Raw genomic sequence first — 19,755 nt, 5'->3', positions numbered from 1 at the left:
GTTCAGATGCCGCCCATGCTGCTCCCGGAGCCGCCATCGGGCGCCCAGCGGGCCAGATGCCGCACCAGCTCGGAGCTGCTCAGCTGGGGCACGTCGACGCGGGGTTCGGGGCGTTGCAGCAGCAGCAGGCGGCACCCCTGGCGGGCGGCGATCCGGTGCCAGCGGCGCTCCGGCTCGCCGCCGGACTGACGCGCCAGGATCCGATCGATCCCCCAGCGCCTCACCAGCGCCGCCTCGATCGCCCCTGTGCCAGTGGGTCTCAGGCAGGCCACCCGCTGGGGCGGCAACCCCGCCGCCATGGCCTGCTGCAGGCTGAAGGCGGTGGGCAACAGCCGTGCGTGGTGCAGGGCTCCGGGCGTGCGTGCCACGGCCACGCCGAGCTGGCGCGCTCCGATCGCCAGCAGCAGGCGGCTGTCCCGCAGGTCCAGGCCGGCCAGGGCTTCCAGGTGGGGCAGCAGGGTGGTGGAGGCCTCCTCCATCCGGCAGGACGGCCTGCGGAGCCGCAGCAGCGGCAGGCGGCTTGCGGCGCATCCCTGGGCGAGGGTGGCGTGGATCCGCTCGGCGAAGGGGTGGGTGGCGTCAATCACTGCGGCGAAGGGATCGTCCCCGGTGGCCGCCTCCGCCAGGGCGTCCTTGAGGGCTGCCGGCCCTGCCAGCGGCCCTGCGCAGATCTCGACGGGCCTGAGTGGCCCGTAGGGCTTCGCGGCCACAGGGTCCACCACGCTGATCCGCAGGCGCCAGCCCTGGGCCAGCAGCTGCTGCGCCAGCCCAGGCCCCTCCCCCGTTCCCGCGAACAGCCACAGCCTCTGGCCCTGGCCAAGGGCGGGCGGCCCGGGGAGCACGAACTGGTGCTGGTTACCCCCTTGCATCAGGATGGGGCCATTCCGCTGGTCGTTGGCGAGTGAACCACTGTCTGCTGGAAGTTGATGTGCTCGAGGCCCCCCAGGTTCGCTACACCCAGGACAACCAGACGCCCGTGGCGGAGATGGCCGTGCAGCTGGAGGGACTGCGTCCCGATGACCCGCCCGGGCAGCTGAAGGTGGTGGGCTGGGGCAACCTGGCGCAGGACCTGCAGAACCGGGTGCAGGTGGGTCAGCGCCTGATGATCGAAGGCCGGCTGCGGATGAACACCGTCACCCGGCCCGACGGCCTCAAGGAGAAGCGGGCCGAGTTCACGCTCTCCCGTCTGCACCCCCTGCAGGCTGGCCAGGGCCCTGCCGCAGGTGGGTCCGGAATGGCCGCCCAGCCAGCGGCTGCGGCCGCGCCGCGGGAGCAGCCGATCCGTGCCTCGGCCGCGCCTGCACCCCCGCCGGCCCCGGCTCAGGAGCCACCCACCTGGAACGCCTCCCCCCTGGTGCCCGACCTGCCCGAAGGCGACGACGAGATCCCCTTCTGAGGGCCGGTCACCTGGCGGATGTCTCCACCTCCGCCACCCGGTCGAGCAGCTCGCCCAGCTCCCGCTCCAGGGCGGCCAGGTCGAGCCGCCAGGCCGGCCAGGCGCCGGCATCGATCTGGCGCAGCAGCCAGAGCCTGTCAGCCTGGAGCTGGCTGATCAGTTCAGCGGTGGTGGGTTGGCCGGCGGCGGGCTGGGGCGCGGGGGCCGCGGCAGCAGCGGCTGGCTCGGCGGGGCCGGGCTGGGCGGAATCGGGCTGGCTGGTCATCTCAACCGCTCGCGGCATACAGGAAGATGGCGTCATGCAAGCACTTCTCTCTCCCGGCAGCCTGGTCACGGTGGCGGGAGCCGCCCTCTCGGTGATCGGCTGGATCGGTTACGCCACCGGCAATCCCAACCTGAGCCTGCCCACCATCTTCTACGGAATCCCGATTCTGCTGGGGGGGCTGGCCCTCAAATCGTCGGAATTGCCACCACCGGAGCGGATCACGCCAGCGGCGCGGTTCCGGGATCTGCGGGAGCGGCCCGAAAGCGAACCCCTGCGCAAGCTGCTCAAGGATGTGATGCGCTGGCGCTACGGGCAGAAGGCCCACCTGGAGAGTTCCCTCGAGGTGCTGAAGCTGTGGGATGACGACGCCCCTCCCCAGCTGGTGGCGGTGGAGGAGCTGGAGGAACAGGGCCACTACGGCCTGAAGCTCAGCTTCGAGACCGGCGCCGTTCCCTTCGAGCGCTGGCAGGCCCAGGAGGAGCGCCTCGGCCGCTTCTTCGGCCAGGGTCTGGCCTGCGCCCTGGAACCGCTTGACCCTGGCCGCTTCGATCTGCGCCTCTGGTTGCAGCCCTCCTGAGGCGAGGCTGCTTCCGCCCCAGCGGCCTCGCCTCGGTTCTCCGTCTCAGCTGTCAGTCACAGCGCTCAGTTCTCAGCTCTTCGCGGTCTGCTCCAGGGCCGCCCCCGTGATCCAACCGCCCATCGCTCCGCCGTGAGTTCCGACGTCGCCATCAGCCAGACCGATGCCCTGCGGGTCTCGGTGCTCAGTGAGGCCCTCCCCTACATCCAGCGCTTCAGCGGCCGCAGGGTGGTGGTGAAGTACGGCGGCGCCGCGATGGCCCGGGCCGATCTGCGCGACGCGGTCTACCGCGATCTGGTGCTGCTCACGTCGGTGGGGGTGCGCCCGGTGATCGTGCACGGCGGTGGCCCGGAGATCAACGAGTGGCTCGGCCGCCTCAACATCCAGCCGGAGTTCCGGGGCGGTCTGCGGGTCACCACCCCCGAGACCATGGACGTGGTGGAGATGGTGCTGGTGGGCCGCGTCAACAAGCACATCGTCAACGGTCTCAACAAGCTCGGCGGCCGCGCCGTGGGCCTCTGCGGCAGCGATGGCTCCCTGGTGACGGCCCGTCCCTACGGCGAGGGCCGCAACGGGCTGGTGGGGGAGGTGGCGGCGGTGAATCCCGCCGTGCTGTTCCCCCTCCTGGTGGCGGGCTACATCCCGGTGATCTCCAGCGTGGCCGCCGACCACGAGGGCCAGGCCCACAACATCAACGCCGACACGGTGGCCGGCGAGCTGGCGGCGGCCCTGCAGGCCGAGAAGCTGATCCTGCTCACCGACACCCCCGGAATCCTGCGCGACCGCCACGATCCCTCCACCCTGGTGCGCCAGCTCACGCTCGCCGGTGCCAGGGAGCTGATCGCCACCGGCGTGGTGGAGGGAGGCATGACGCCCAAGACCGAATGCTGCATCCGGGCCCTGGCCCAGGGCGTGGGAGCGGCCCACATCGTGGACGGGCGCATCCCCCATGCCCTGCTGCTGGAGGTGTTCACCGACGCGGGCATCGGCACCATGGTGGTGGGCAGTCCCCATCTGCTGGAGCCCTGAGCCGGCGGCGCTGTCCCGATGTCCGACATTCCTCAGCCCGACGTTTCACAGCCCGAGGGTCCCCCGTCCGGCGAACTGCCGGCCGCCGATCCCTTCCGTGAGGCTCGTCAGCGGCTGGAGCGGGGGGATTACGGCCGCGTGCTGCGCAGCCTGGAGCCCCTGGTGGCCACCTACCCCCCGGCCACGGCCGACGGGGCCCAGCTGCAGCTGCTGATGGCCACCGCCTGGATGGGCCAGGGCAACAGCGTGCGGGCCATGGCCTGCTGCCGCCAGGTGAAGCGCTGCAGCGACGCGACCCTCAGGGCCCAGGCCCGGGATCTGCTGGCGGTGCTCGAGGCCCCGGCTCTGGAGCGGCCCCGCCACTGGTCGCTCACCCTGCCGGATCTCGGCGAGGCCGAGCCCGTGGCCGGACGGTTGCAGCAGCTCGCCAGTCAGCGGCGACGCCAGCGGCAACCTCCCCCGCCTCCCGCTCCCCCGGTGGGACCCACCCGGCCTCCGCTCGGCTTTGCCGCCCTCGCCCTTGCCCTGCTCCTGCTCACCGTCCTCCTGGGGGGCTGCGGCAGCGTGCACGCCGAAATCCAGTTCCAGTCCCCCGGCCGCTTGCAGCTGGGGCAACGGCTGGAGCGGGATCCCGCCACGGCCCCCACTCCCTGGGAGCAGGCCCTGCTGGCGTCCCTGCGGCGGGCGGGTCTGCGGCCCACCGGCCCCGAGCGCCCCGGGGTGGACCATCTGGTGAGCCCCGTCCTGCCGGCCTCTGCCGCCCTGGAGCAGCTGGGGGAGACCATCTCCGAGGCCGGTCGTCTGGCCGGCCTGGAGCTGCCGCCCCCCCGGCTGGGGTGGCAGGAACGCAACTGGCTGGTGGGCGTGCGTCAGCACCTGGAGGTTGGTGTTGACCTCCGCACTGCCGATCCCCTGCCCGGCGCTGCCTTCAGCCTCGATCTTTCCCCCCTCGGGCCTGGCGCCGTGCGGCTGGCCACCCCGGAGGCGACCGTTCCGCTCGAGTCCGGCGCTGGCGTGCGCTGGCCCCTGCGGCTCGGAGCCGACAACCGGCTGGAGGTGCGCTGCTGGCGCTGGAGTCCCCTCGGGCTGGGCGCCTTCGCCATCGGCATCGCCCTGCTGGTGGTGCTGCTGGTGGCCAGGCTGCGGCAGCAGCTCGGCTTCGGGCTGCCCCAGCTGCCCGCCTAGAGGCTGAGGGGATCGGGGTCGATGGCGAGGCCCACCCCGCTGGGCAGGCTCCGGCGCAGCTCGGCCTCCGAGGGCAGGGGCAGGGGTCCGCCTGCCGGGCCGTGCAGCAGCAGTTGCCAGCGGCTGCGCCCCGCCACCCGCGCCACCGGTGCCGGTGCCGGCCCGATCAGACACCAGCCGTTCCGCTCCAGTGCCGGCCGCAGCTGTTCGGCCACGCTGGCGGCCGCCGTGGCCGTGCTGCCGGGGCTGGTCCCGCTGAAACGCAGCAGGCAGGCCCGGCTGAACGGCACCAGACCACCGCTGCGGCGCAGGGCGATCTCGTCTTCCAGGAAGCGGTCGTAGCGGCCGTCCACCAGATGCCGGATCACCGGGTGCTCGGGGCAGTAGGTCTGCACCAGCACCTCCCCGGGACGTTCGCCCCGCCCGGCCCGACCGGCGAGCTGCAGCAGCAGCTGCAGGCACTGCTCGGCGGAGCGCAGGTCGGGCCGGTGCAGCAGCCCATCGGCCGCCAGCACGGCGGCCAGGGTCACCTGGGGCAGATCCATCCCCTTGGCCAGCATCTGGGTGCCCACGAGCACGTCGGCCTCGCCGGCGGCGAACCGCGCCAGCAGCCGGCGATGGCCGTCGCGGCCGCGGGTGGTGTCCCGGTCGAAGCGCAGCACCCGCAGACCCTCCAGTTCGGCGGCCAGCTGCTCCATCACCCGCTGGGTGCCGGCTCCGAAGGGTTTGAAGGCCGTGGAGCCGCAGTGCCCGCAGCGGGCCTCCACCGCCGTCCGGTGGTCACACCAGTGGCAGCGCAGCCATTCCTGTCCCCCTGCCGAGCGGTGCACGGTGAGCGCCACATCGCAGTGGGGACAAAGCACCGCCTCTCCGCAGCTGCGGCAGCTCAGGAACGTGCGGTAGCCGCGCCGGGGCACGAGCACCACGGCCTGCTCGCCGCGCTCTCTCACGCCCTGCAGCCGATCCAGCAGTGGGCGGCTGAGCAGGCGCCTGTGGCCCTCGGCCAGTTCCTGCCGCATGTCCACCAGCCGCACGGGTGGGAGCGGCCGCCCCCCGATCCGCTCGGAGAGGCTCAACAGCCGCGTGGTTCCACCCGTCTGGCCCTGGCAGGCCAGCCAGGTTTCCAGCGCCGGCGTGGCACTGCCCAGCACCAGCCAGGCCCCGGTCTGCTCCGCCCGCAGCCGGGCCACCTCACGGGCGTGGTAGCAGGGCATGGGACTCTCCTGCTTGTAGGAGCCGTCGTGCTCCTCATCCAGCACGATCAGCCCCGGATGGGGCAGGGGCAGGAACACCGCCGAGCGGGTGCCGACGGCCACCAGCGGATCGCCCCCGAGGCAGCGCCGCCAGGCCGCGATCCGCTCCGCCTCGCCCAACCCGCTGTGGTACTCCACCACGGCAGCGCCGAAGCGGCGGCGGCAGCGGTCGAGCAACTGGGGGATCAGGCCGATCTCCGGGGTCAGCAGCAGGGTGCTGCGGCCCTGCCCCAGGCAGTGGGCTGCCGCCTGCAGATACACCTCGGTCTTGCCGGATCCGGTCACCCCCCAGAGCAGGAAGGCCTGGCCCGGGGCGGCGGCGGTGATGGCCTCGAGGGCCTGCCCCTGGGGCACGGTGAGCGGCTGGGGAGGATCCAGGGCGCCGGCCATCGCCGCGTGCAGGTCCCCGGCCTCCAGCGTCAGACGCTCCACCAGCCCCCGCTGCTCCAACCCCAGCAGCACGGCCCGGCTGAAGCCCGCCGGCCCGCACAGCCGGCGCAGGGGCACCGAAGCAGGGGCCCCCGCCAGATGGTCGAGCAGCTGGCGCTGGCGAGCGGTGAGCCGCTCATCCGCCGCCGGTGTGCGTCCCAGCCGTACGGCCTGGATCCGGGCCGTTCCCGGGCCCCCCTGCCGGCGCTGGCCGAGCCATCCGGGCGGCAGGGCGCTCTTGAGGGTCTTGAAGCGGCTGGTGTGGCACTGCTCCGCCACCCGGGCGATCAGGGTGTGCCACTGGGGATCCACGGCCGCGGGCTGGAGCACCTGCTCCACCGGCTGGAGTTGTTTCCCTTCCAGCGCGGCTGGGAGCTCCTCGAGCCTGTCCACCACCAGACCGCTGTGGCGGCGGCCCTGCAGGCGCACCTGAACCAGGTCACCGATCTGAACGGGGAGTGCCGCGGGGTTCCCGTAGGTGAACACCTGTCCCTCGCGTCCGGCCTCCAGCCAGATCTGGAGCCACTGCCCCACCAACTTGCATTCGGCACCGGCCATTCATAGGATGGACGTGTTGGGCAGCTCATCGGCTGCCGTCGGAACCAAGCAGAGTTCCGTCCAGCGGGAAGACACGAAGAGAGCCGGGAAGTTTTCCTTCCGCCGAGCCCTCCTGTCTGCGACCACCCCTGACAGCCCTGCATCCGGCTTCGGCCACACACCCACCAATCCAAGCCGACCGAACCCAGCTTCGGTCGGCCCAAACGCCGGATTCAGCTCCGGAACCCTCCCCCATTGCCCTCATCCCTTCCAGGGACGTCCAGCCCTTGCGCGTACATCTCAAGGTTTTGTTGCCTCAGGTTTCATTTCTTCGCGGATGAACCCGGCTCCTACCCCAGCGAGTCGTTCCGCAGCCGGACTGTCCCAGCCGTCAGGAACCGGGCCCCAGGGCCCCTCCCCATGAGCGTTCAGCGACCCGCGGCTCCGTGCTGTCGCGTCCATGGCTTCCCCGGCCAGGCCGGTCGCCCTTCCGAACGCCCGTCGTTCCCGCCTGCCGAACCAGCCCGTTGCCGATCCTGCCCTTCACCGATCTGAACGGCGCCGCACTGCCCCTCTCGCAGTCTTCCCCATCCCGCCCCACACCCCTTCCCTCGATGAGCACCGCACTCCCCAAGGCCAAGCCCGCTGCCCAGATCCTGATGGTGGCCACGGCTACGGGTGAAGCGGTGAACGTCAGCCCCGCCGCCGCCGACCAGATCGCCACCGACACCCCAGCCGCCACCAAGGGAAAGGCCGCCGGCAAGGCCACCAAGCCCGCCGCCAAGACCGGAGCTGCCGCCAAGGCCAAGGCTGCTGCCAAAACCTCCACCCCCAAGACCTCCGCCAAGGCCACTGCCGCCAAGTCCTCCGCTGGGAAGGCCTCTGCTGGAAAGGTCTCTGCTGCGAATGCGTCCGCCGCCGATCTCGATGCCGCGGCGGATGAACTGCTGGCCGCCGCCGGCACCGCGGGCGCCAAGGCCGATGCCAGTGCCAAGGCCGCCAAGGCTCCCAAGGCCGCCGGGGATCAGAAGCCCGCCGGAGACGAGAAGGCCGCCAAGGCCCTGGCCAGCATCAAGGTGGGGCCCAAGGGGGTCTACACGGAAGACTCGATCCGGGTGTACCTGCAGGAGATCGGCCGCATCCGGCTGCTGCGCCCCGATGAGGAGATCGAGCTGGCCCGCAAGATCGCCGATCTCCTCCAGCTGGAGGAGCTGGCGGCCCAGTTCGAGGCGGACCATGGCCACTATCCCGACAACAAGGAGTGGGCGGCCCTCGTGGACATGCCCCTGATCAAGTTCCGGCGGCGGCTGATGCTGGGCCGCCGGGCCAAGGAAAAGATGGTGCAGTCGAACCTGCGGCTGGTGGTGTCGATCGCCAAGAAGTACATGAACCGGGGCCTGAGCTTCCAGGACCTGATCCAGGAAGGCTCCCTCGGTCTGATCCGCGCCGCCGAGAAGTTCGACCACGAGAAGGGCTACAAGTTCTCCACCTACGCCACCTGGTGGATCCGTCAGGCGATCACCCGGGCCATCGCCGACCAGAGCCGCACCATCCGCCTGCCGGTCCACCTCTACGAAACGATCTCTCGCATCAAGAAAACCACCAAGACCCTCTCGCAGGAGTTCGGCCGCAAGCCCACCGAGGAGGAGATCGCCGAATCGATGGAGATGACCATCGAGAAGCTGCGCTTCATCGCCAAGAGCGCCCAGCTGCCCATCTCTCTGGAGACCCCGATCGGAAAGGAGGAGGATTCCCGTCTGGGTGACTTCATCGAAGCCGACATCGAGAACCCCGAGCAGGACGTGGCCAAGAACCTCCTGCGCGAAGACCTCGAGGGCGTGCTCGCCACCCTGAGCCCCCGCGAGCGTGATGTGCTCCGCCTGCGCTACGGCCTCGATGACGGACGCATGAAGACCCTCGAGGAGATCGGCCAGATCTTCGACGTGACCCGCGAGCGGATCCGGCAGATCGAGGCCAAGGCCCTGCGCAAGCTCCGCCATCCCAACCGGAACGGCGTGCTCAAGGAATACATCAAGTGAGCATGACCAAGTGAGCACGACGTGAGCGATGGCCGTTTCCCTGCAGAGCCTGCGTGGTCTGCGCACGGCGCCCCTCCTCGAGCCTGAGGAGCTGAGCGGCCTGCGCGGTGAGCTGATCACCCGCATGGGTGACTGCGAGTGGTTCACGGTGGGGGTGATGGCTCCCACCGCCCGCCGGGCTGTCGCCACCTTGCGAGCCCTGGAGCAAGCGTGCGGCTGGGAGGCCCTGGAGCCCGATCCTGCCCAGGAGGATCTCGACAGCCGTGACGGCCCGGTGTTTCTGAAGGCCAACCAGAGCACCGGCCGCTTCCGGCTGCGCCTGGAGAGCGGCCTGGGGGAGGGCGTGCTGATCACCGGCCACAGCGCCACCGCCCCCGAGGCGGAGGACACCTGGGGCCCTCTGCCACTGCAGTGTTTCGGCTGATCCGGCCGGCTGCTGGGGGTGAGGGCCGGTCCTTAGGCTGGGCGGCTGTGACACGGCAGTCTGTCTGCCGACCGAAGGATCTCGATGGCCGGCTCCACCCTGCGCATTGCCTCCCGCCGCAGCCAGCTCGCCATGGTGCAGACCCACTGGGTGCGCGATGAGCTGGCCAAGGCCCACGACGATCTGACGATCACGATCGAGGCCATGGCCACCCAGGGCGACAAGATCCTGGATGTGGCCCTCGCCAAGATCGGCGACAAGGGCCTCTTCACCAAGGAGCTGGAGGCCCAGATGCTGGTGGACCGGGCCGACATCGCCGTGCACAGCCTCAAGGACCTTCCCACCAACCTGCCCGAGGGGCTGATGCTGGGCTGCATCACCGAGCGGGAGGATCCGGCCGACGCCCTGGTGGTGCATGCCAAGCACCGGGACAAGACCCTTGCCACCCTGCCGGAGGGTTCAGTGGTGGGCACCAGCTCCCTGCGCCGGCTGGCCCAGCTCCGTCACCACTTTCCGCACCTCACCTTCAAGGACGTGCGCGGCAACGTGATCACGCGCCTGGAGAAGCTCGATTCCGGCGAGTTCGACTGCCTGATCCTGGCGGCAGCCGGCCTGGGCCGGCTGGGCCTCGGCGACCGCATACACGAGCTGATCGATCCCTCCATTTCCCTGCACGCCGTGGGCCAGGGAGCCCTGGGCATCGAATGCCGCGAGGGCGACGAGCCCGTGCTGGAGCAGATCAAGGTGCTGGAGCACCTGCCCACGGCCCGCCGCTGCCTGGCCGAGCGGGCCTTTCTGCGGGAGCTGGAGGGCGGCTGTCAGGTGCCGATCGGTGTGAACACCCGCTTCGACGGAGCCGGGGAGAGCGGCGAGCTCGTCCTCACCGGCATGGTGGCCAGCCTGGATGGTCAGCGTCTGATTCGGGATGAGGCCCGCGGCCCCCAGGACGATCCGGAAGCCATCGGCATCGCCCTGGCCCGCAGCCTCCGGAACCAGGGCGCCGGCGAGATCCTGGAGGAGATCTTTGCCAGCGTCCGCCCCGAGGCCTGAACCCCAGCAGCTCCAGCCCCCTGGCGAGCCCGAGCCAGGCGGGCCGGCCACCCGCCTTCCCTTCCAGTGGAGCCTGCTGGCCTGGGCGGCCCTGGTGGGGGCCCTCACGGGCATGGCCGTGGTGCTCTTCCACGAACTGCTGGGGCTGATCAACAACGGGCTGTTCGGCCCCCTGATCGAGATCCTGCTCGGCATCGGCCGTGGACCGGTGGCCGAGCCGGTGCAGGAACTCACGCCCCTGGCGACCGACAGCGCCACTCCGCTGGAGGCCCTGCTCCGCATCGGCCTGGGCGGCCTCGGTTTCCTGCCGCCCCCCCCGGCGGTGCCGGAGCCACCGCCGCTGCCGGCCTCCCAGCTGCCGGACTGGATCAGCCTCTGGCCCGTGGTGGTGGTGCCCACCCTGGGCGGTCTGGCGGTGGGGCTGCTGCGACGGTTCGGGGGCGATCTGGGCCCGGGCCTGCCCAGCCTGATGGCCATGGCGGAGGGCACGGAAGCGCCTGCCCCGCGGTTGCCCCTGCTGCGCCTGCTGGGGGCGGCCCTGAGCCTGGGCAGCGGTGCCTCGCTCGGGCCTGAGGGGCCCAGTGTGGAGAGTGGCGGCAACCTGGGCCTCTGGGTGGCGCTGCGCGGAGGATTGCCGCCCCAGCGGCAGAAAGCGCTGGTGGCGGCCGGGGTGGCCGCGGGTTTGGCGGCGGGATTCAAGGCGCCGATCGCCGGGGTGTTCTTCGCCTTCGAGGGCAGTTTCAGTGCTATTCAGGGACGCCCCAGCCTCCGTGCCGTGCTGGTGGCCGCCGTGGCGTCTGCACTGGTCACCCAGCTGGTGCTGGGGGATGCGCCGATCCTGCGGCTGCCTGCCTACGAGGTGCGCTCCCCCCTGGAACTGCCCCTGTACCTGGGGCTGGGGGTGCTGGCCAGCCTGATGTCCTGGCTGCTGGTGCGCCTGCTGGCCCTCGGCCGTGATCAGCGGCTGCAGCGCTGGCTGGCCCGCCTTCCTGCGGCACTTCCCACGGCCCTCGGCGGCGCCGCCGTGGGGGTGATGGCGCTGGGCTTTCCCCAGGTGCTGGGCGTGGGCTACGACACGGTGGAAGCCCTGCTCGGCAGCGATGGGGGCATTCCCCTGCTCACGCTGCTGCTGCTGCTCGGCGTCAAGCTGCTGGCCACCACGGTGAGCAACGCCACCGGGTTCGTGGGGGGAGGCTTCGCCCCTGCCCTGGTGCTGGGGGCCGTGCTGGGCAACGGTTACGGCCAGTTGCTGGGGGATGCGGGCCTGCAGCTGCCGGTGGCGGAACCTCCCGCCTACGCCATGGTCGGCATGGCAGCGGTGCTGGCCGGAAGCGCCCGCGCCCCGCTCACCGCCCTGCTGCTGCTGTTCGAACTCACCCGGGATATCCGCATCGTGCTGCCGCTGATGGCGGCCGCCGGCCTCAGCGCCCTGCTGGTGGAGCGCTGGCAGGGCCTGCATGACCCCGGTCTGCTGGGGCCCGATGTGGCCGAGGAGCAGCGCCGCCGCCAGCTGGCGGCGGTGTCGGTGCTGGATGCCATCGAGCCGGAGGCTCCCCTGGTGCTGCCGGCGGAGACCCCGGTGGTGGAAGCCCTGGCCGAACTGGTGGCCGCGCATGGCCACTGTCTGGTGGTGGCCGACGGCCCCTGGGTGATCGGCCTGGCCACCCTCGCCGACCTGCAGCGGCTGATCCGATCAGGCAACGAGATCCCAGCCGGCGCCGCTCTGGCTGACGCTCCGGCTGTTTTGCTCCGTGCCTGTGTGCGCGGCGATCTGCTGTGGCTGCCGGAACAGGCGACTCTCGCCCAGTTGGAGGATCAGCTCAGCCCATCGGGCTGTCGCCAGCTGCCCGTGTTCGCCGCCCAGCACATCCGAGCCGGCGTTCTGCCCCACGGCCTGCCCAACCCGGGGTTGGCCGTGAGCAGCCTGCGGGGTCTGGCCAGCCGGGATGGCCTGGCCCGGGCCCTGGCCCGCTCGGCCCTGGCCCAGCGATAGGTCAGCCCGCCGCTCCGTTCTCCGGGCGGTGGCCAGGGTCGCGGCCGGCCATGCCGAAGTGATGCAGGCTGAGATGGCTGGCCACCGGGTCCGCGTCGGCCAGGCGGGCCACGATCCGGTCGAGGTCGAGGGCGGAGAGTTCACCCTCCTCCGACCACTTCAGCGTGGTGCTGAGCGATTGCGACCCCCATTGACCCCCAGGGGTGCCACCGCCCGAAGAGCGCTCCTGCTGCGCATCCGCTCCAACCGTTCCGGCAGCTCCCTGGCGTGGCTGGGGGTGCGGAGCAGGAAACATTGCGATCGAAATGCAGCCGGAAACTTACGGGATCAGGCCGGTTGATGTCACGGTTCCAGAACCGATCTCCAGGAAGTCTTCGGATCCTGCCGCTTCAGGGCCTGACGGACTCAGCGCTTGACGATCACGGGGGTGCCGATGTCCACCTTGTCGAACAGCTCACGCACATGGGGGGTGAGCATGCGCACGCAGCCGTTGGACACCGCGGCCCGCGAGGTGACGGTCCAGGCCCAGGCCGTGGGCGTGCCGTGGATGCCGTACTGGTTGGTACCGCTGTGCTTGAAGCCGATCCAGCGGTCTCCCAATGGACCCTGGGGCCCCACCGTGCTGTTGATCTTGCCGCTGCGGGTGCTCTGGTAGCGGGGATTCAGCACCTTGTTCTCCACCCTGAAGGTGCCCACAGGCGTGGGGGTGCTGGGGTCGCCGATGGCCACGGGCCAACGTCTCACCACCAGCCCGTTCTCCCGCAGGCTGATCTCCCGTCGCCCCAGTTCCAGCACGATCTCCCGCCGGATGGCGGCAGGAGCCGGCTGAACTTCTGCCGGTTGCGTGGCCGGTTCCCCAGGCAGTGGAGCAGGCCGTGGAGACGACAGGGGTGCAGGCTCGGCAAGGGGCGCGGGCGGGGTGGTTGCAGCGCTGGTGGCAGGGTTTGTGGCGGCCAGAGCGGAGGGGAGGGAACACACCAGGGCAGCGAGCCCCACGCCCAGGGCAAAGCCCCCTGTCCGGAGACGGTGCCTGGGGGCGGGGTTCAGCGGGCGCTGGATCAGACGCTGGGCCATCAGCCCTGGAATCAGCCGCGACATTGGGGAGACCAGCCTCGGGAATCAGTTGACCAGTTTGGCGTCGATCTCGGCCAGGTAGCGCGCTTCGCAGGCCTTGACGATCGCCACGGCCTCGGCCGCGTCGAAAAAGCCGTTCACCCTGCAGGTGCCGGGCTTCTTGAGGTCCTTGTAGTGCTCCCAGTAGTACTGCGTTTCTTTGAGCCAGTGGTCTCCCAGCTGGGTGTAGCTGGTGATGTGGTCCATCCGCTTGTCGTCGGCGAGCACGGCGATCACCTTGTCGTCCACCTCGCCGCCATCGTCGAACTTCATGATGCCGATGATGCGAGCCTCCACCAGGGATCCTGGAACCAGCGGCTCGGTCACGCCCACGATCTCGATGTCCAGGGGGTCGCCGTCCTCATCCCAGGTGCGGGGGATGCAGCCGTAGGCGAAGGGGTAAGCGAGGGAGGAGTAGCCGACCCGATCCAGCTTGAGATGACCCGTTTCGGTGATCAGTTCGTATTTGTTGATCGTCATGGAGTTCAGCTCCACGATCGTGTTGAGCCTGAGCTCGGCTTCATCGGCGAAGGCCGGCAGCACGTGCAACAGGTTGAGCATCGTGCGGCTCGGGGCGTGGTCGATGTTCGCCATGAAACAGAGTGTGACAGCGCCAGGCATCTTAGGGACTGCCTCGCCAGCTTCCCCCGGCACGATGTGGGAGGGACTGGCCATGCCCGCATTGCGCCTGGCCTGGAGAGGCGGCACCGGGGGCGGGCTGCCTGGGAGCAACCGCCGAGCAGCAGGGGGCCGATGCAATCGCAGGTCCCCGTCAACTCACCCGATCGCAGGAGGTGAGTAGGGTTTTGAAAGAGGAAGGGTCGCACCGCCATGGGCATCCCCACTGACGGCATCATCAACCCAGGTTTGGCCCGCCGGCTTGGTGACTTCCTCGACGACAGCGGCGTCGTGACGTATTACCTCGATCTCAGTGGGGGTGGGCGTGAACTGGTTGGTGGGCGGTTCCGAAAGACCAGTGGCATGTCGAAGCGTGAGCGGCGCTTCATCACGGGGTTCATGGACCGCCTCGATCAGCTGACCGGCCTGTCCTTTGTTCGCACAGATTCGAAGGAAACCGCGCTTGTCGATATCTATTCCTTGCGGCGTTATGAAAACAGGCGAGTTATTGGCTCGACATTCTTTACTCCTAATGGCTACGATGTGACCTGGCTGGATCGGAAGAAAGGAAAGGTGGCCAAGAAGGAGGGAGCCACGATCAAGCACGAAATCCTGCATGTCCTTGGCCTGGATCATCCTTACGGAAGTGGGTTCAATCCTGACTACACAACGAAGGACACCATCATGTCCTACAACCATCGCAGACGTTATTTCGATGCAACCCGTTCAGATTACGCTGCCGTCGCAGAACTCTGGGGTGCATGAGTCCTGCCCAGGCAAAGACCGAGGCCGCCTGATTCAGCCCAGCAGCCGCTCCAGCTTGCCGCTGAGATAGCGGAGGAAAGGATCCGGGCTGAGTGGTTGGCCGCTCACCTGCTGCACCAGCTCCTCGCCCTCCACACTGCGCCCAAGCGGCCACACCCTCTCCGCCAGCCAGTGGCGCAGCCGCCCTTCCTCACCCTCGGCCACGCAGGTCTCCAGGGCACCGGGTCCGCCCAGGTCACTCTCCAGCCGCTCAGCCAGCTGGGCACTGATCAGATGGCCCAGGGCGTAGGAGGGGAAGTAGCCGAACAGGCCCTCTGCCCAGTGGATGTCCTGCAGGCATCCCTCGGCGTGGTTGGCAGGCGTGAGACCGAGCAGCTCCTGCATGCGCCGGTTCCATTCCCCTGGCAGCTCCTCCACCGGCATGTCCTGCTCGAGCAGGGCCAGCTCCAGCTCGTAGCGCAGCACGATGTGGAGGCAGTAGCTCAGCTCGTCGGCCTCCACCCGGATCAGGCCGGGTCGAACGGGATTGAGGGCACGCCAGAAGCCGTGACCGTCGCCCCAGGGATCAGCGCCCAGTCCGTGCACCAGGCGAGGATGCCAGCGCCGGGCAAAGGCCTCGCCTCTGGCGATCCGGCATTCCCAGAACAGCGACTGGGATTCATGCACCCCCATCGAGGTGGCTTCCCCGAGGGGCCACGGGAAATAGTGATCGTCGCTGCGGGGCAGGCCCTGCTCGTAGAGGGAATGCCCCCACTCGTGGGCCGTGGCCAGCAGGGCCGAGAGCGGCTGCCCTGGCACCACCCGCGTGGTGATGCGGAAGTCGGCCGGTCCCAGGGTGCAGGAAAAGGGGTGGGCCGATCGGGAGCGCTGGCAGCGTTGCGCGTCATAGCCCCAGCTCTGCAGCAGCGCGGCGCAGAGCTGCTCCTGCAGGGCCTCGGGCAGCTCGACCGGCTTGTCAGGGCTGCAGCCGCTGGGGTTCCGGCCGATCGCCTCGGTGGCCCGGTCCAGCAGGGGCGGCAGCTGTTGGCGCAGCGGGGTGAACAGGGCCTCCAGCCGGGCTTTGCTGATGCCGGGCTCGAAGGGCTGGGCCAGCACCTCCCAGCTGCTGCGCGCCACAGGCTCGGCCGCCGCCAGCTGGGCGGCCTGGCTGCGGCGCAGGCTGATCAGCTCCTGCAGGGCCGGGGCGAAGCGGCTGAAGTCGCTGCGGGACCGCGCCTCCTGCCAGACCGCATTCCCCCGCGACTGGGCCTGGGCCAGGGCGGGCACCAGGGCGGGATCCAGGCGTCGCTGCCGCTCCAGCTCCAGCCGCAGCAACGCCAGGTTGCGCTGAAGCGGGGCCGATGGGGGGCCATGCCGCCCGGCAGCCACCTCCGCTTCCGCCGCCTGCAGCAACTCGGCGTAGTGCGGATCGCTCTGGCGGCGATGGATCTGGGTGGCGAGCAGCCCGAGCTGTTCGCCCCGCCACTCCGCTCCAGCGGCGGGCATCACCGTGTTCTGGTCGTAGTAGAGGGTGCTGCTGATCGAGCCGAGCAGCCGCGTCTCGTGGAGATGGTCGCGCAGCTGCCTGAGGGCTGGGCCCGATGTGCTCATGGTGCCGGGGGTGCTGCCGCCAGCATGGCCTCAGCCCGGCCGGAGCCGGCGGTGCGGCACCAGACGGCGCAGCAGGGTGGGGCGCCGGCCGAAGAGGTCGTAGGCCAGCAGCTTCACCCGATCCTCCACCAGGAACCAGAGCAGCGAGTAGCCCCACACCAGCAGGGCCCAGCCCCAGCCGATCGGTGCCATCAGGATCCCGTACACCGCCAGGAGCGTGGCCACCAGCTGGGTGCCCACCACGGCCAGCAGCAGCGGCAGGGCCGGTCGCACCGACCAGAAGGGCCCCACGGTGCGGGCCGCAAACACCGTGAGATGGCCCGCCACCGACAGCTTCAGATAGAGAAGGGTCTGGATGAACGGCCGGGCCTGGTTGAATCCCACCTCCGCCAGGTAGAGGAGGCCGAAGGTGGCGACCACGCCGGCCAGACCCAGCATCGTGGCGACCCCCAGCACCACCGGCATCTGCCAGCGCACCGGTCGGGGTGACCAGCGGGTGCGGTCGTAGGCGATCGAGAGGATGGCGCCGTCGTTGAGCAACGCCAGCAGCACGATCATCAGCGCCGAGAGCGGATAGAAGTCGAACACCAGGATCGATACGGTCATGAACACCAGCACCCGGATCGTTTCGGCGATCCGGTACACGGCGTAGTGGTGCATCCGCTGGAAGATGCGCCGACTTTCCCGGATCGCCGCCACCACCACCCCAAGTCCGGGGCTGAGCAGCACGATGTCGGCGGCACTGCGGGCCGCATCGCTCGCCCCGGACACGGCGATGCCGGCGTCGGCGCGCTTCAGGGCGGGCGCATCATTCACGCCGTCGCCGGTCATCCCCACCAGATGACCGCGGCGCTGCAGCAGCTCCACGATCCGGTACTTGTGCTCCGGAAACACCTGGGCGAAACCGTCGCTCCCCTCGATCCGTTCGCCGGGATCGAACAGGGGGGATGCCTGGGGTGTGCCGGGAGCCGTCTCCAGGTCCTCCGCCGGCAGGATGGTGCTGCCCAGGCCCAGCTGGTGCGCCATCTCCCGGGCGATCGCCACCTGGTCCCCGGTGATGAGCTTGGTGGTGATGCCCAGTTGCCCCAGCTCCTCCAGGGTGGTGCGGCTGTCCTGGCGGGGTGGATCAAAGAGGGGCAGCACGCCGAGCACCCGCCAGGGGCCGTCGTCTTCGGCGGCGGCAACGGCCAGGGAGCGAAAGCCGCGGCAGGCAAAGGCCTCCACCGCCTGATTCACGGCAGGATGCACCGCTGTCGCCTCATCGGCCAGGGCCAGGATCACCTGGGGAGCCCCCTTGCTCACCCGCAGCCGCCGGCCGGCGGCGTCCACCGCCGTGGCCTCGGTGCGCTTGGACACCGGATCGAAGGGACTGAACCCCTCGATCCGCATCCCGGCCAGGGCGGAGCCGGCCTCGGGGGCCTCCAGCACGGCGGCATCGATCGGATCGCCGTCTTCGGCCCGGGAGGCGAGTGCGGCGCAGCGCAGCAGCTGCTCCGGCGTGGCTGGCGGCACGCAGAAGGGCGAGCCGAGGCTGAGGCGGTTCTGGGTGAGCGTGCCCGTCTTGTCGGAGCAGAGGATGTCGATCCCCGCCAGCTCCTCGATGGCGGCGAGCCGGGTGACCACGGCCCGGCGCCGGGCCAGCCGTTCAGCTCCCACGGCCAGGGTCACCGACAGCACCGTGGGCATGGCCACGGGGATCGAGGCCACGCAGAGCACCAGGGCGAAGCGCAGCGTCTCCACCATCCCGTGCCCCCGGAACAGGGCCACCACCAGGATCAGGGTGATCAGCAGCAGTGCCACCAGGATCAGGTAGTCGCCGATCTTGAGCACCGCCTGCTGGAAATGGCTGGGCGGCGGTTCAGCCTCCGCCAGCCGGGCGGTGCGGGCGAAGCTGGTGGCCGGCCCGGTGGCGTGCACCAGGGCATCGGCTTCCCCGCGGCGCAGGATCGAGCCGGAGAGCACGGCGCCCCCCCGCTCCCGTTCCACCGGCAGGGATTCACCGGTGAGGGGTGACTGGTCGACCTCGACCGGCCCCCCGTCCAGCAGGCGGGCGTCGGCCGGCACGATGTCGCCGATCCGCAGCCGGATCACATCGCCGGGCACCAGCTCCCGGGCCGGCACCAGCCTCCAGAGTCCGTCCCGCAGCACCCGCGCCTCCCGGGCCAGCTGGGCCTCGAGCGCCGCGATCTCGTTGCCGGCCTTGAACTCCTCCCAGAAGCCCACCCCGGCATTGGCGGCCAGCAGCAGCAGGATCAGCCCCAGGTCGCTCCAGTCGCGCACCAGGGCGGAGAGCAGGGCGGCCAGCTCGATCATCCAGGCGATGGGCCCCCAGAGATGGCCCAGCAACAGCCGCCAGGGCGACACCGCGTGGCGAGGCAGCTCGTTGGGGCCCCCATCCTGGAGGCGCCGCAAGGCTTCGGCACTGGCCAGGCCCCCGGCCGATGCCTTCAGCTGCCGGAGCAGCTCGGGCACGGGCAGCGTCGCGAGGTCCGTCCCCGAGCCGGGCAACGGATCAGCCGGCGGTGTCCGGCCAGGGCGTCGGGCCGTGCGCATGGAGAGGAACGGGCGCTCCCTCCCAGCATCGCCTCAGCCGCTGTGCCAGTGCAGCGTCATCGGTATCGCTCCCTGCAGGCTGGCCTTCACCGGGCAGGTCTCGGCCGCGCGGCGCAGCGTCGCCTGCTGGCGCTCCTCCAGGTGGGCCGGCAGCGCGATCCACACCTCCAGACCGGCGATGCGGCGCGGCCCCTCCGGGCTCATGGTCTTCACCACCCGCGCCGTCGCCCCCTCCAGGGTCCAGCCGTGGCGCTCGGCCACGATCCCCATCACGGTGAGCAGACAGGTGGCCAGCGAGGTGCCGATCAGGTCGGTGGGGGAGAAGCACGACCCCTGGCCCTGGTTGTCCACGGGCGCATCGGTCTCGATCCGGCTGCCGGATGGACCGTGCTCGGCGCCGCAGCGCAGGCCGCCGCTGTACTGGCAGGTGATGGTGGTCATGGGTACAGATCGGATTAGCGTCGTCGTCCCACTGTGGTGACCGGATGCACGCTGTTCTGGCGGTGACCGCCGCTCCGGTGGAAGGCCTGGCCCGGGCGATCCAGCTGTCGGTGGCCCCGGTGTTCCTGCTGGCCGGCATCGGTGGCTTGCTGGTGGTGCTCACCAACCGCCTGGCCCGCATCGTGGACCGCTCGCGCCGCCTGCAGGAGCAGCTCGCCGAGGCCGCCATCTCCCAGGCCCGGCTGGCGCGGCAGGAGCTGCAGCTGCAGAAGCGCCGCATGGGGCTGGTGCTCAAGGCCATCGAGCTCTGCACCGTCACCGTGCTGCTGGTGGCCCTGGTGGTGGTCGTCGTGTTCATGAGCGCCGTGGCTGCCATCGATCTGGCCCTGGTGGTGGTGCCCCTGTTCACCGCCGCCATGCTCTGCCTGATGGTGGCGGTGCTGCTGTTCATGCGGGAGGTGCAGCTGGCGGCCGCCCAGCTGCGCCGCCGCTTCTGAC

At 70.4% G+C, this 19,755-nt stretch carries 19 protein-coding genes; 10 read left to right on the top strand and 9 right to left on the bottom strand.

What is annotated here, in order from left to right; translation table 11 throughout:
* Positions 1–2 precede the first annotated feature (2 nt).
* Complete coding sequence (locus tag CPCC7001_RS03785) at positions 3–869, bottom strand: precorrin-6A/cobalt-precorrin-6A reductase (RefSeq protein WP_006911337.1); 867 nt, start codon at positions 867–869, stop codon at positions 3–5.
* A gap of 32 nt (positions 870–901) precedes the next feature.
* Between CPCC7001_RS03785 and CPCC7001_RS03780 the strand changes: the two genes are divergently transcribed.
* Positions 902–1,396, top strand: a complete 495-nt coding sequence (locus tag CPCC7001_RS03780; protein WP_006911063.1) for a single-stranded DNA-binding protein — start codon at positions 902–904, stop codon at positions 1,394–1,396.
* 7 nt (positions 1,397–1,403) lie between these two features.
* On the opposite strand, the gene CPCC7001_RS03775 is transcribed toward CPCC7001_RS03780, so the two are convergent.
* On the bottom strand, positions 1,404–1,661 hold the full coding sequence (locus tag CPCC7001_RS03775; protein WP_006911668.1) for a hypothetical protein: 258 nt from the start codon (positions 1,659–1,661) through the stop codon (positions 1,404–1,406).
* 34 nt (positions 1,662–1,695) lie between these two features.
* Between CPCC7001_RS03775 and CPCC7001_RS03770 the strand changes: the two genes are divergently transcribed.
* The 3 genes from CPCC7001_RS03770 to CPCC7001_RS03760 all read left to right on the top strand — a co-directional run bounded on the left by CPCC7001_RS03770 (position 1,696) and on the right by CPCC7001_RS03760 (position 4,452).
* On the top strand, positions 1,696–2,238 hold the full coding sequence (locus CPCC7001_RS03770; protein WP_006909287.1) for a DUF2854 domain-containing protein: 543 nt from the start codon (positions 1,696–1,698) through the stop codon (positions 2,236–2,238).
* 132 nt (positions 2,239–2,370) lie between these two features.
* Entirely contained in the window at positions 2,371–3,267 is an 897-nt protein-coding gene (gene argB / locus CPCC7001_RS03765; protein ID WP_006910351.1) for an acetylglutamate kinase, read from the top strand.
* Between the two features lie 18 nt (positions 3,268–3,285).
* Entirely contained in the window at positions 3,286–4,452 is a 1,167-nt protein-coding gene (locus CPCC7001_RS03760; RefSeq protein ID WP_006910163.1) for a DUF3153 domain-containing protein, read from the top strand.
* Here the strand turns inward: CPCC7001_RS03760 and priA are convergent.
* Entirely contained in the window at positions 4,449–6,692 is a 2,244-nt protein-coding gene (gene priA / locus CPCC7001_RS03755; RefSeq protein ID WP_006909618.1) for a primosomal protein N', read from the bottom strand. The genes CPCC7001_RS03760 and priA overlap by 4 nt on opposite strands.
* 593 nt (positions 6,693–7,285) lie before the next feature.
* Here priA and rpoD point away from each other — a divergent pair.
* The 4 genes from rpoD (at position 7,286) to CPCC7001_RS03735 (ending at position 12,177) form a co-directional block, all read left to right on the top strand.
* Positions 7,286–8,710 carry an RNA polymerase sigma factor RpoD gene (rpoD, locus tag CPCC7001_RS03750; protein WP_043368583.1) on the top strand — a complete coding sequence of 475 codons (1,425 nt, stop codon included), beginning with the start codon at positions 7,286–7,288 and terminating at the stop codon, positions 8,708–8,710.
* A 28-nt stretch (positions 8,711–8,738) separates the two neighbouring features.
* On the top strand, positions 8,739–9,134 hold the full coding sequence (locus CPCC7001_RS03745) for a DUF1824 family protein (RefSeq protein WP_006910735.1): 396 nt from the start codon (positions 8,739–8,741) through the stop codon (positions 9,132–9,134).
* Between the two features lie 84 nt (positions 9,135–9,218).
* On the top strand, positions 9,219–10,184 hold the full coding sequence (gene hemC, locus CPCC7001_RS03740) for a hydroxymethylbilane synthase (protein ID WP_006910240.1): 966 nt from the start codon (positions 9,219–9,221) through the stop codon (positions 10,182–10,184).
* Positions 10,159–12,177 carry a chloride channel protein gene (locus CPCC7001_RS03735; RefSeq protein WP_006909482.1) on the top strand — a complete coding sequence of 673 codons (2,019 nt, stop codon included), beginning with the start codon at positions 10,159–10,161 and terminating at the stop codon, positions 12,175–12,177. The genes hemC and CPCC7001_RS03735 overlap by 26 nt, the downstream gene beginning before the upstream one ends.
* A gap of 1 nt (position 12,178) precedes the next feature.
* Here the strand turns inward: CPCC7001_RS03735 and CPCC7001_RS03730 are convergent, their stop codons facing one another.
* The 3 genes from CPCC7001_RS03730 to CPCC7001_RS03720 form a co-directional block, all read right to left on the bottom strand.
* Positions 12,179–12,472, bottom strand: a complete 294-nt coding sequence (locus tag CPCC7001_RS03730) for a hypothetical protein (RefSeq protein ID WP_006911544.1) — start codon at positions 12,470–12,472, stop codon at positions 12,179–12,181.
* Positions 12,473–12,582: 110 nt separating this feature from the next.
* Complete coding sequence (locus tag CPCC7001_RS03725) at positions 12,583–13,251, bottom strand: L,D-transpeptidase (RefSeq protein WP_156796667.1); 669 nt, start codon at positions 13,249–13,251, stop codon at positions 12,583–12,585.
* Positions 13,252–13,296: 45 nt separating this feature from the next.
* Entirely contained in the window at positions 13,297–13,884 is a 588-nt protein-coding gene (locus CPCC7001_RS03720; protein WP_043368581.1) for an inorganic diphosphatase, read from the bottom strand.
* 237 nt (positions 13,885–14,121) lie between these two features.
* Between CPCC7001_RS03720 and CPCC7001_RS03715 the strand changes: the two genes are divergently transcribed.
* Complete coding sequence (locus CPCC7001_RS03715; RefSeq protein ID WP_006909203.1) at positions 14,122–14,673, top strand: hypothetical protein; 552 nt, start codon at positions 14,122–14,124, stop codon at positions 14,671–14,673.
* 33 nt (positions 14,674–14,706) lie between these two features.
* Here the strand turns inward: CPCC7001_RS03715 and CPCC7001_RS03710 are convergent, their stop codons facing one another.
* The 3 genes from CPCC7001_RS03710 to CPCC7001_RS03700 form a co-directional block, all read right to left on the bottom strand.
* Positions 14,707–16,263: a carboxypeptidase M32 gene (locus CPCC7001_RS03710; protein WP_006910641.1), complete on the bottom strand. Its 1,557-nt coding sequence runs from the start codon at positions 16,261–16,263 to the stop codon at positions 14,707–14,709.
* A gap of 30 nt (positions 16,264–16,293) precedes the next feature.
* Positions 16,294–18,735, bottom strand: coding sequence for a plasma-membrane proton-efflux P-type ATPase (locus CPCC7001_RS03705; RefSeq protein ID WP_006909905.1), 2,442 nt, complete (start codon positions 18,733–18,735; stop codon positions 16,294–16,296).
* Between the two features lie 114 nt (positions 18,736–18,849).
* Positions 18,850–19,257 (bottom strand): OsmC family protein, encoded by a 408-nt coding sequence (locus CPCC7001_RS03700; protein ID WP_006910568.1) that lies wholly within the window; start codon positions 19,255–19,257, stop codon positions 18,850–18,852.
* 44 nt (positions 19,258–19,301) lie between these two features.
* On the opposite strand from CPCC7001_RS03700, the gene CPCC7001_RS03695 reads away from it, so the two are divergent.
* The gene (locus CPCC7001_RS03695; protein WP_006911408.1) at positions 19,302–19,754 is read left to right on the top strand and encodes a DUF2721 domain-containing protein; all 453 of its coding nucleotides are present in this window, start codon (positions 19,302–19,304) and stop codon (positions 19,752–19,754) included.
* Position 19,755: the final 1 nt, after the last annotated feature.

The sequence above is a fragment of the Cyanobium sp. PCC 7001 genome (genome assembly GCF_000155635.1).
In the GTDB taxonomy this organism is placed as follows: Bacteria; Cyanobacteriota; Cyanobacteriia; order PCC-6307; family Cyanobiaceae; genus NIES-981.
Note: the sequence above shows the minus strand (reverse complement) of the source record. Positions and strands in the feature narration are given on the sequence as shown.

Excerpts from the sequence above, each read along its gene's own strand:
- CPCC7001_RS03785 (WP_006911337.1), bottom strand. The coding sequence starts at position 869 with ATGCAAGGGGGTAACCAGCACCAGTTCGTGCTCCCCGGGCCGCCCGCC.
- CPCC7001_RS03775 (WP_006911668.1), bottom strand. The coding sequence starts at position 1,661 with ATGACCAGCCAGCCCGATTCCGCCCAGCCCGGCCCCGCCGAGCCAGCC.
- CPCC7001_RS03770 (WP_006909287.1), top strand. The coding sequence starts at position 1,696 with ATGCAAGCACTTCTCTCTCCCGGCAGCCTGGTCACGGTGGCGGGAGCC.
- CPCC7001_RS03760 (WP_006910163.1), top strand. The coding sequence starts at position 3,286 with ATGTCCGACATTCCTCAGCCCGACGTTTCACAGCCCGAGGGTCCCCCG.
- priA (WP_006909618.1), bottom strand. The coding sequence starts at position 6,692 with ATGGCCGGTGCCGAATGCAAGTTGGTGGGGCAGTGGCTCCAGATCTGG.
- rpoD (WP_043368583.1), top strand. The coding sequence starts at position 7,286 with ATGAGCACCGCACTCCCCAAGGCCAAGCCCGCTGCCCAGATCCTGATG.
- CPCC7001_RS03745 (WP_006910735.1), top strand. The coding sequence starts at position 8,739 with ATGGCCGTTTCCCTGCAGAGCCTGCGTGGTCTGCGCACGGCGCCCCTC.
- hemC (WP_006910240.1), top strand. The coding sequence starts at position 9,219 with ATGGCCGGCTCCACCCTGCGCATTGCCTCCCGCCGCAGCCAGCTCGCC.
- CPCC7001_RS03730 (WP_006911544.1), bottom strand. The coding sequence starts at position 12,472 with ATGTTTCCTGCTCCGCACCCCCAGCCACGCCAGGGAGCTGCCGGAACG.
- CPCC7001_RS03725 (WP_156796667.1), bottom strand. The coding sequence starts at position 13,251 with ATGGCCCAGCGTCTGATCCAGCGCCCGCTGAACCCCGCCCCCAGGCAC.
- CPCC7001_RS03720 (WP_043368581.1), bottom strand. The coding sequence starts at position 13,884 with ATGGCGAACATCGACCACGCCCCGAGCCGCACGATGCTCAACCTGTTG.
- CPCC7001_RS03715 (WP_006909203.1), top strand. The coding sequence starts at position 14,122 with ATGGGCATCCCCACTGACGGCATCATCAACCCAGGTTTGGCCCGCCGG.
- CPCC7001_RS03710 (WP_006910641.1), bottom strand. The coding sequence starts at position 16,263 with ATGAGCACATCGGGCCCAGCCCTCAGGCAGCTGCGCGACCATCTCCAC.
- CPCC7001_RS03700 (WP_006910568.1), bottom strand. The coding sequence starts at position 19,257 with ATGACCACCATCACCTGCCAGTACAGCGGCGGCCTGCGCTGCGGCGCC.
- CPCC7001_RS03695 (WP_006911408.1), top strand. The coding sequence starts at position 19,302 with ATGCACGCTGTTCTGGCGGTGACCGCCGCTCCGGTGGAAGGCCTGGCC.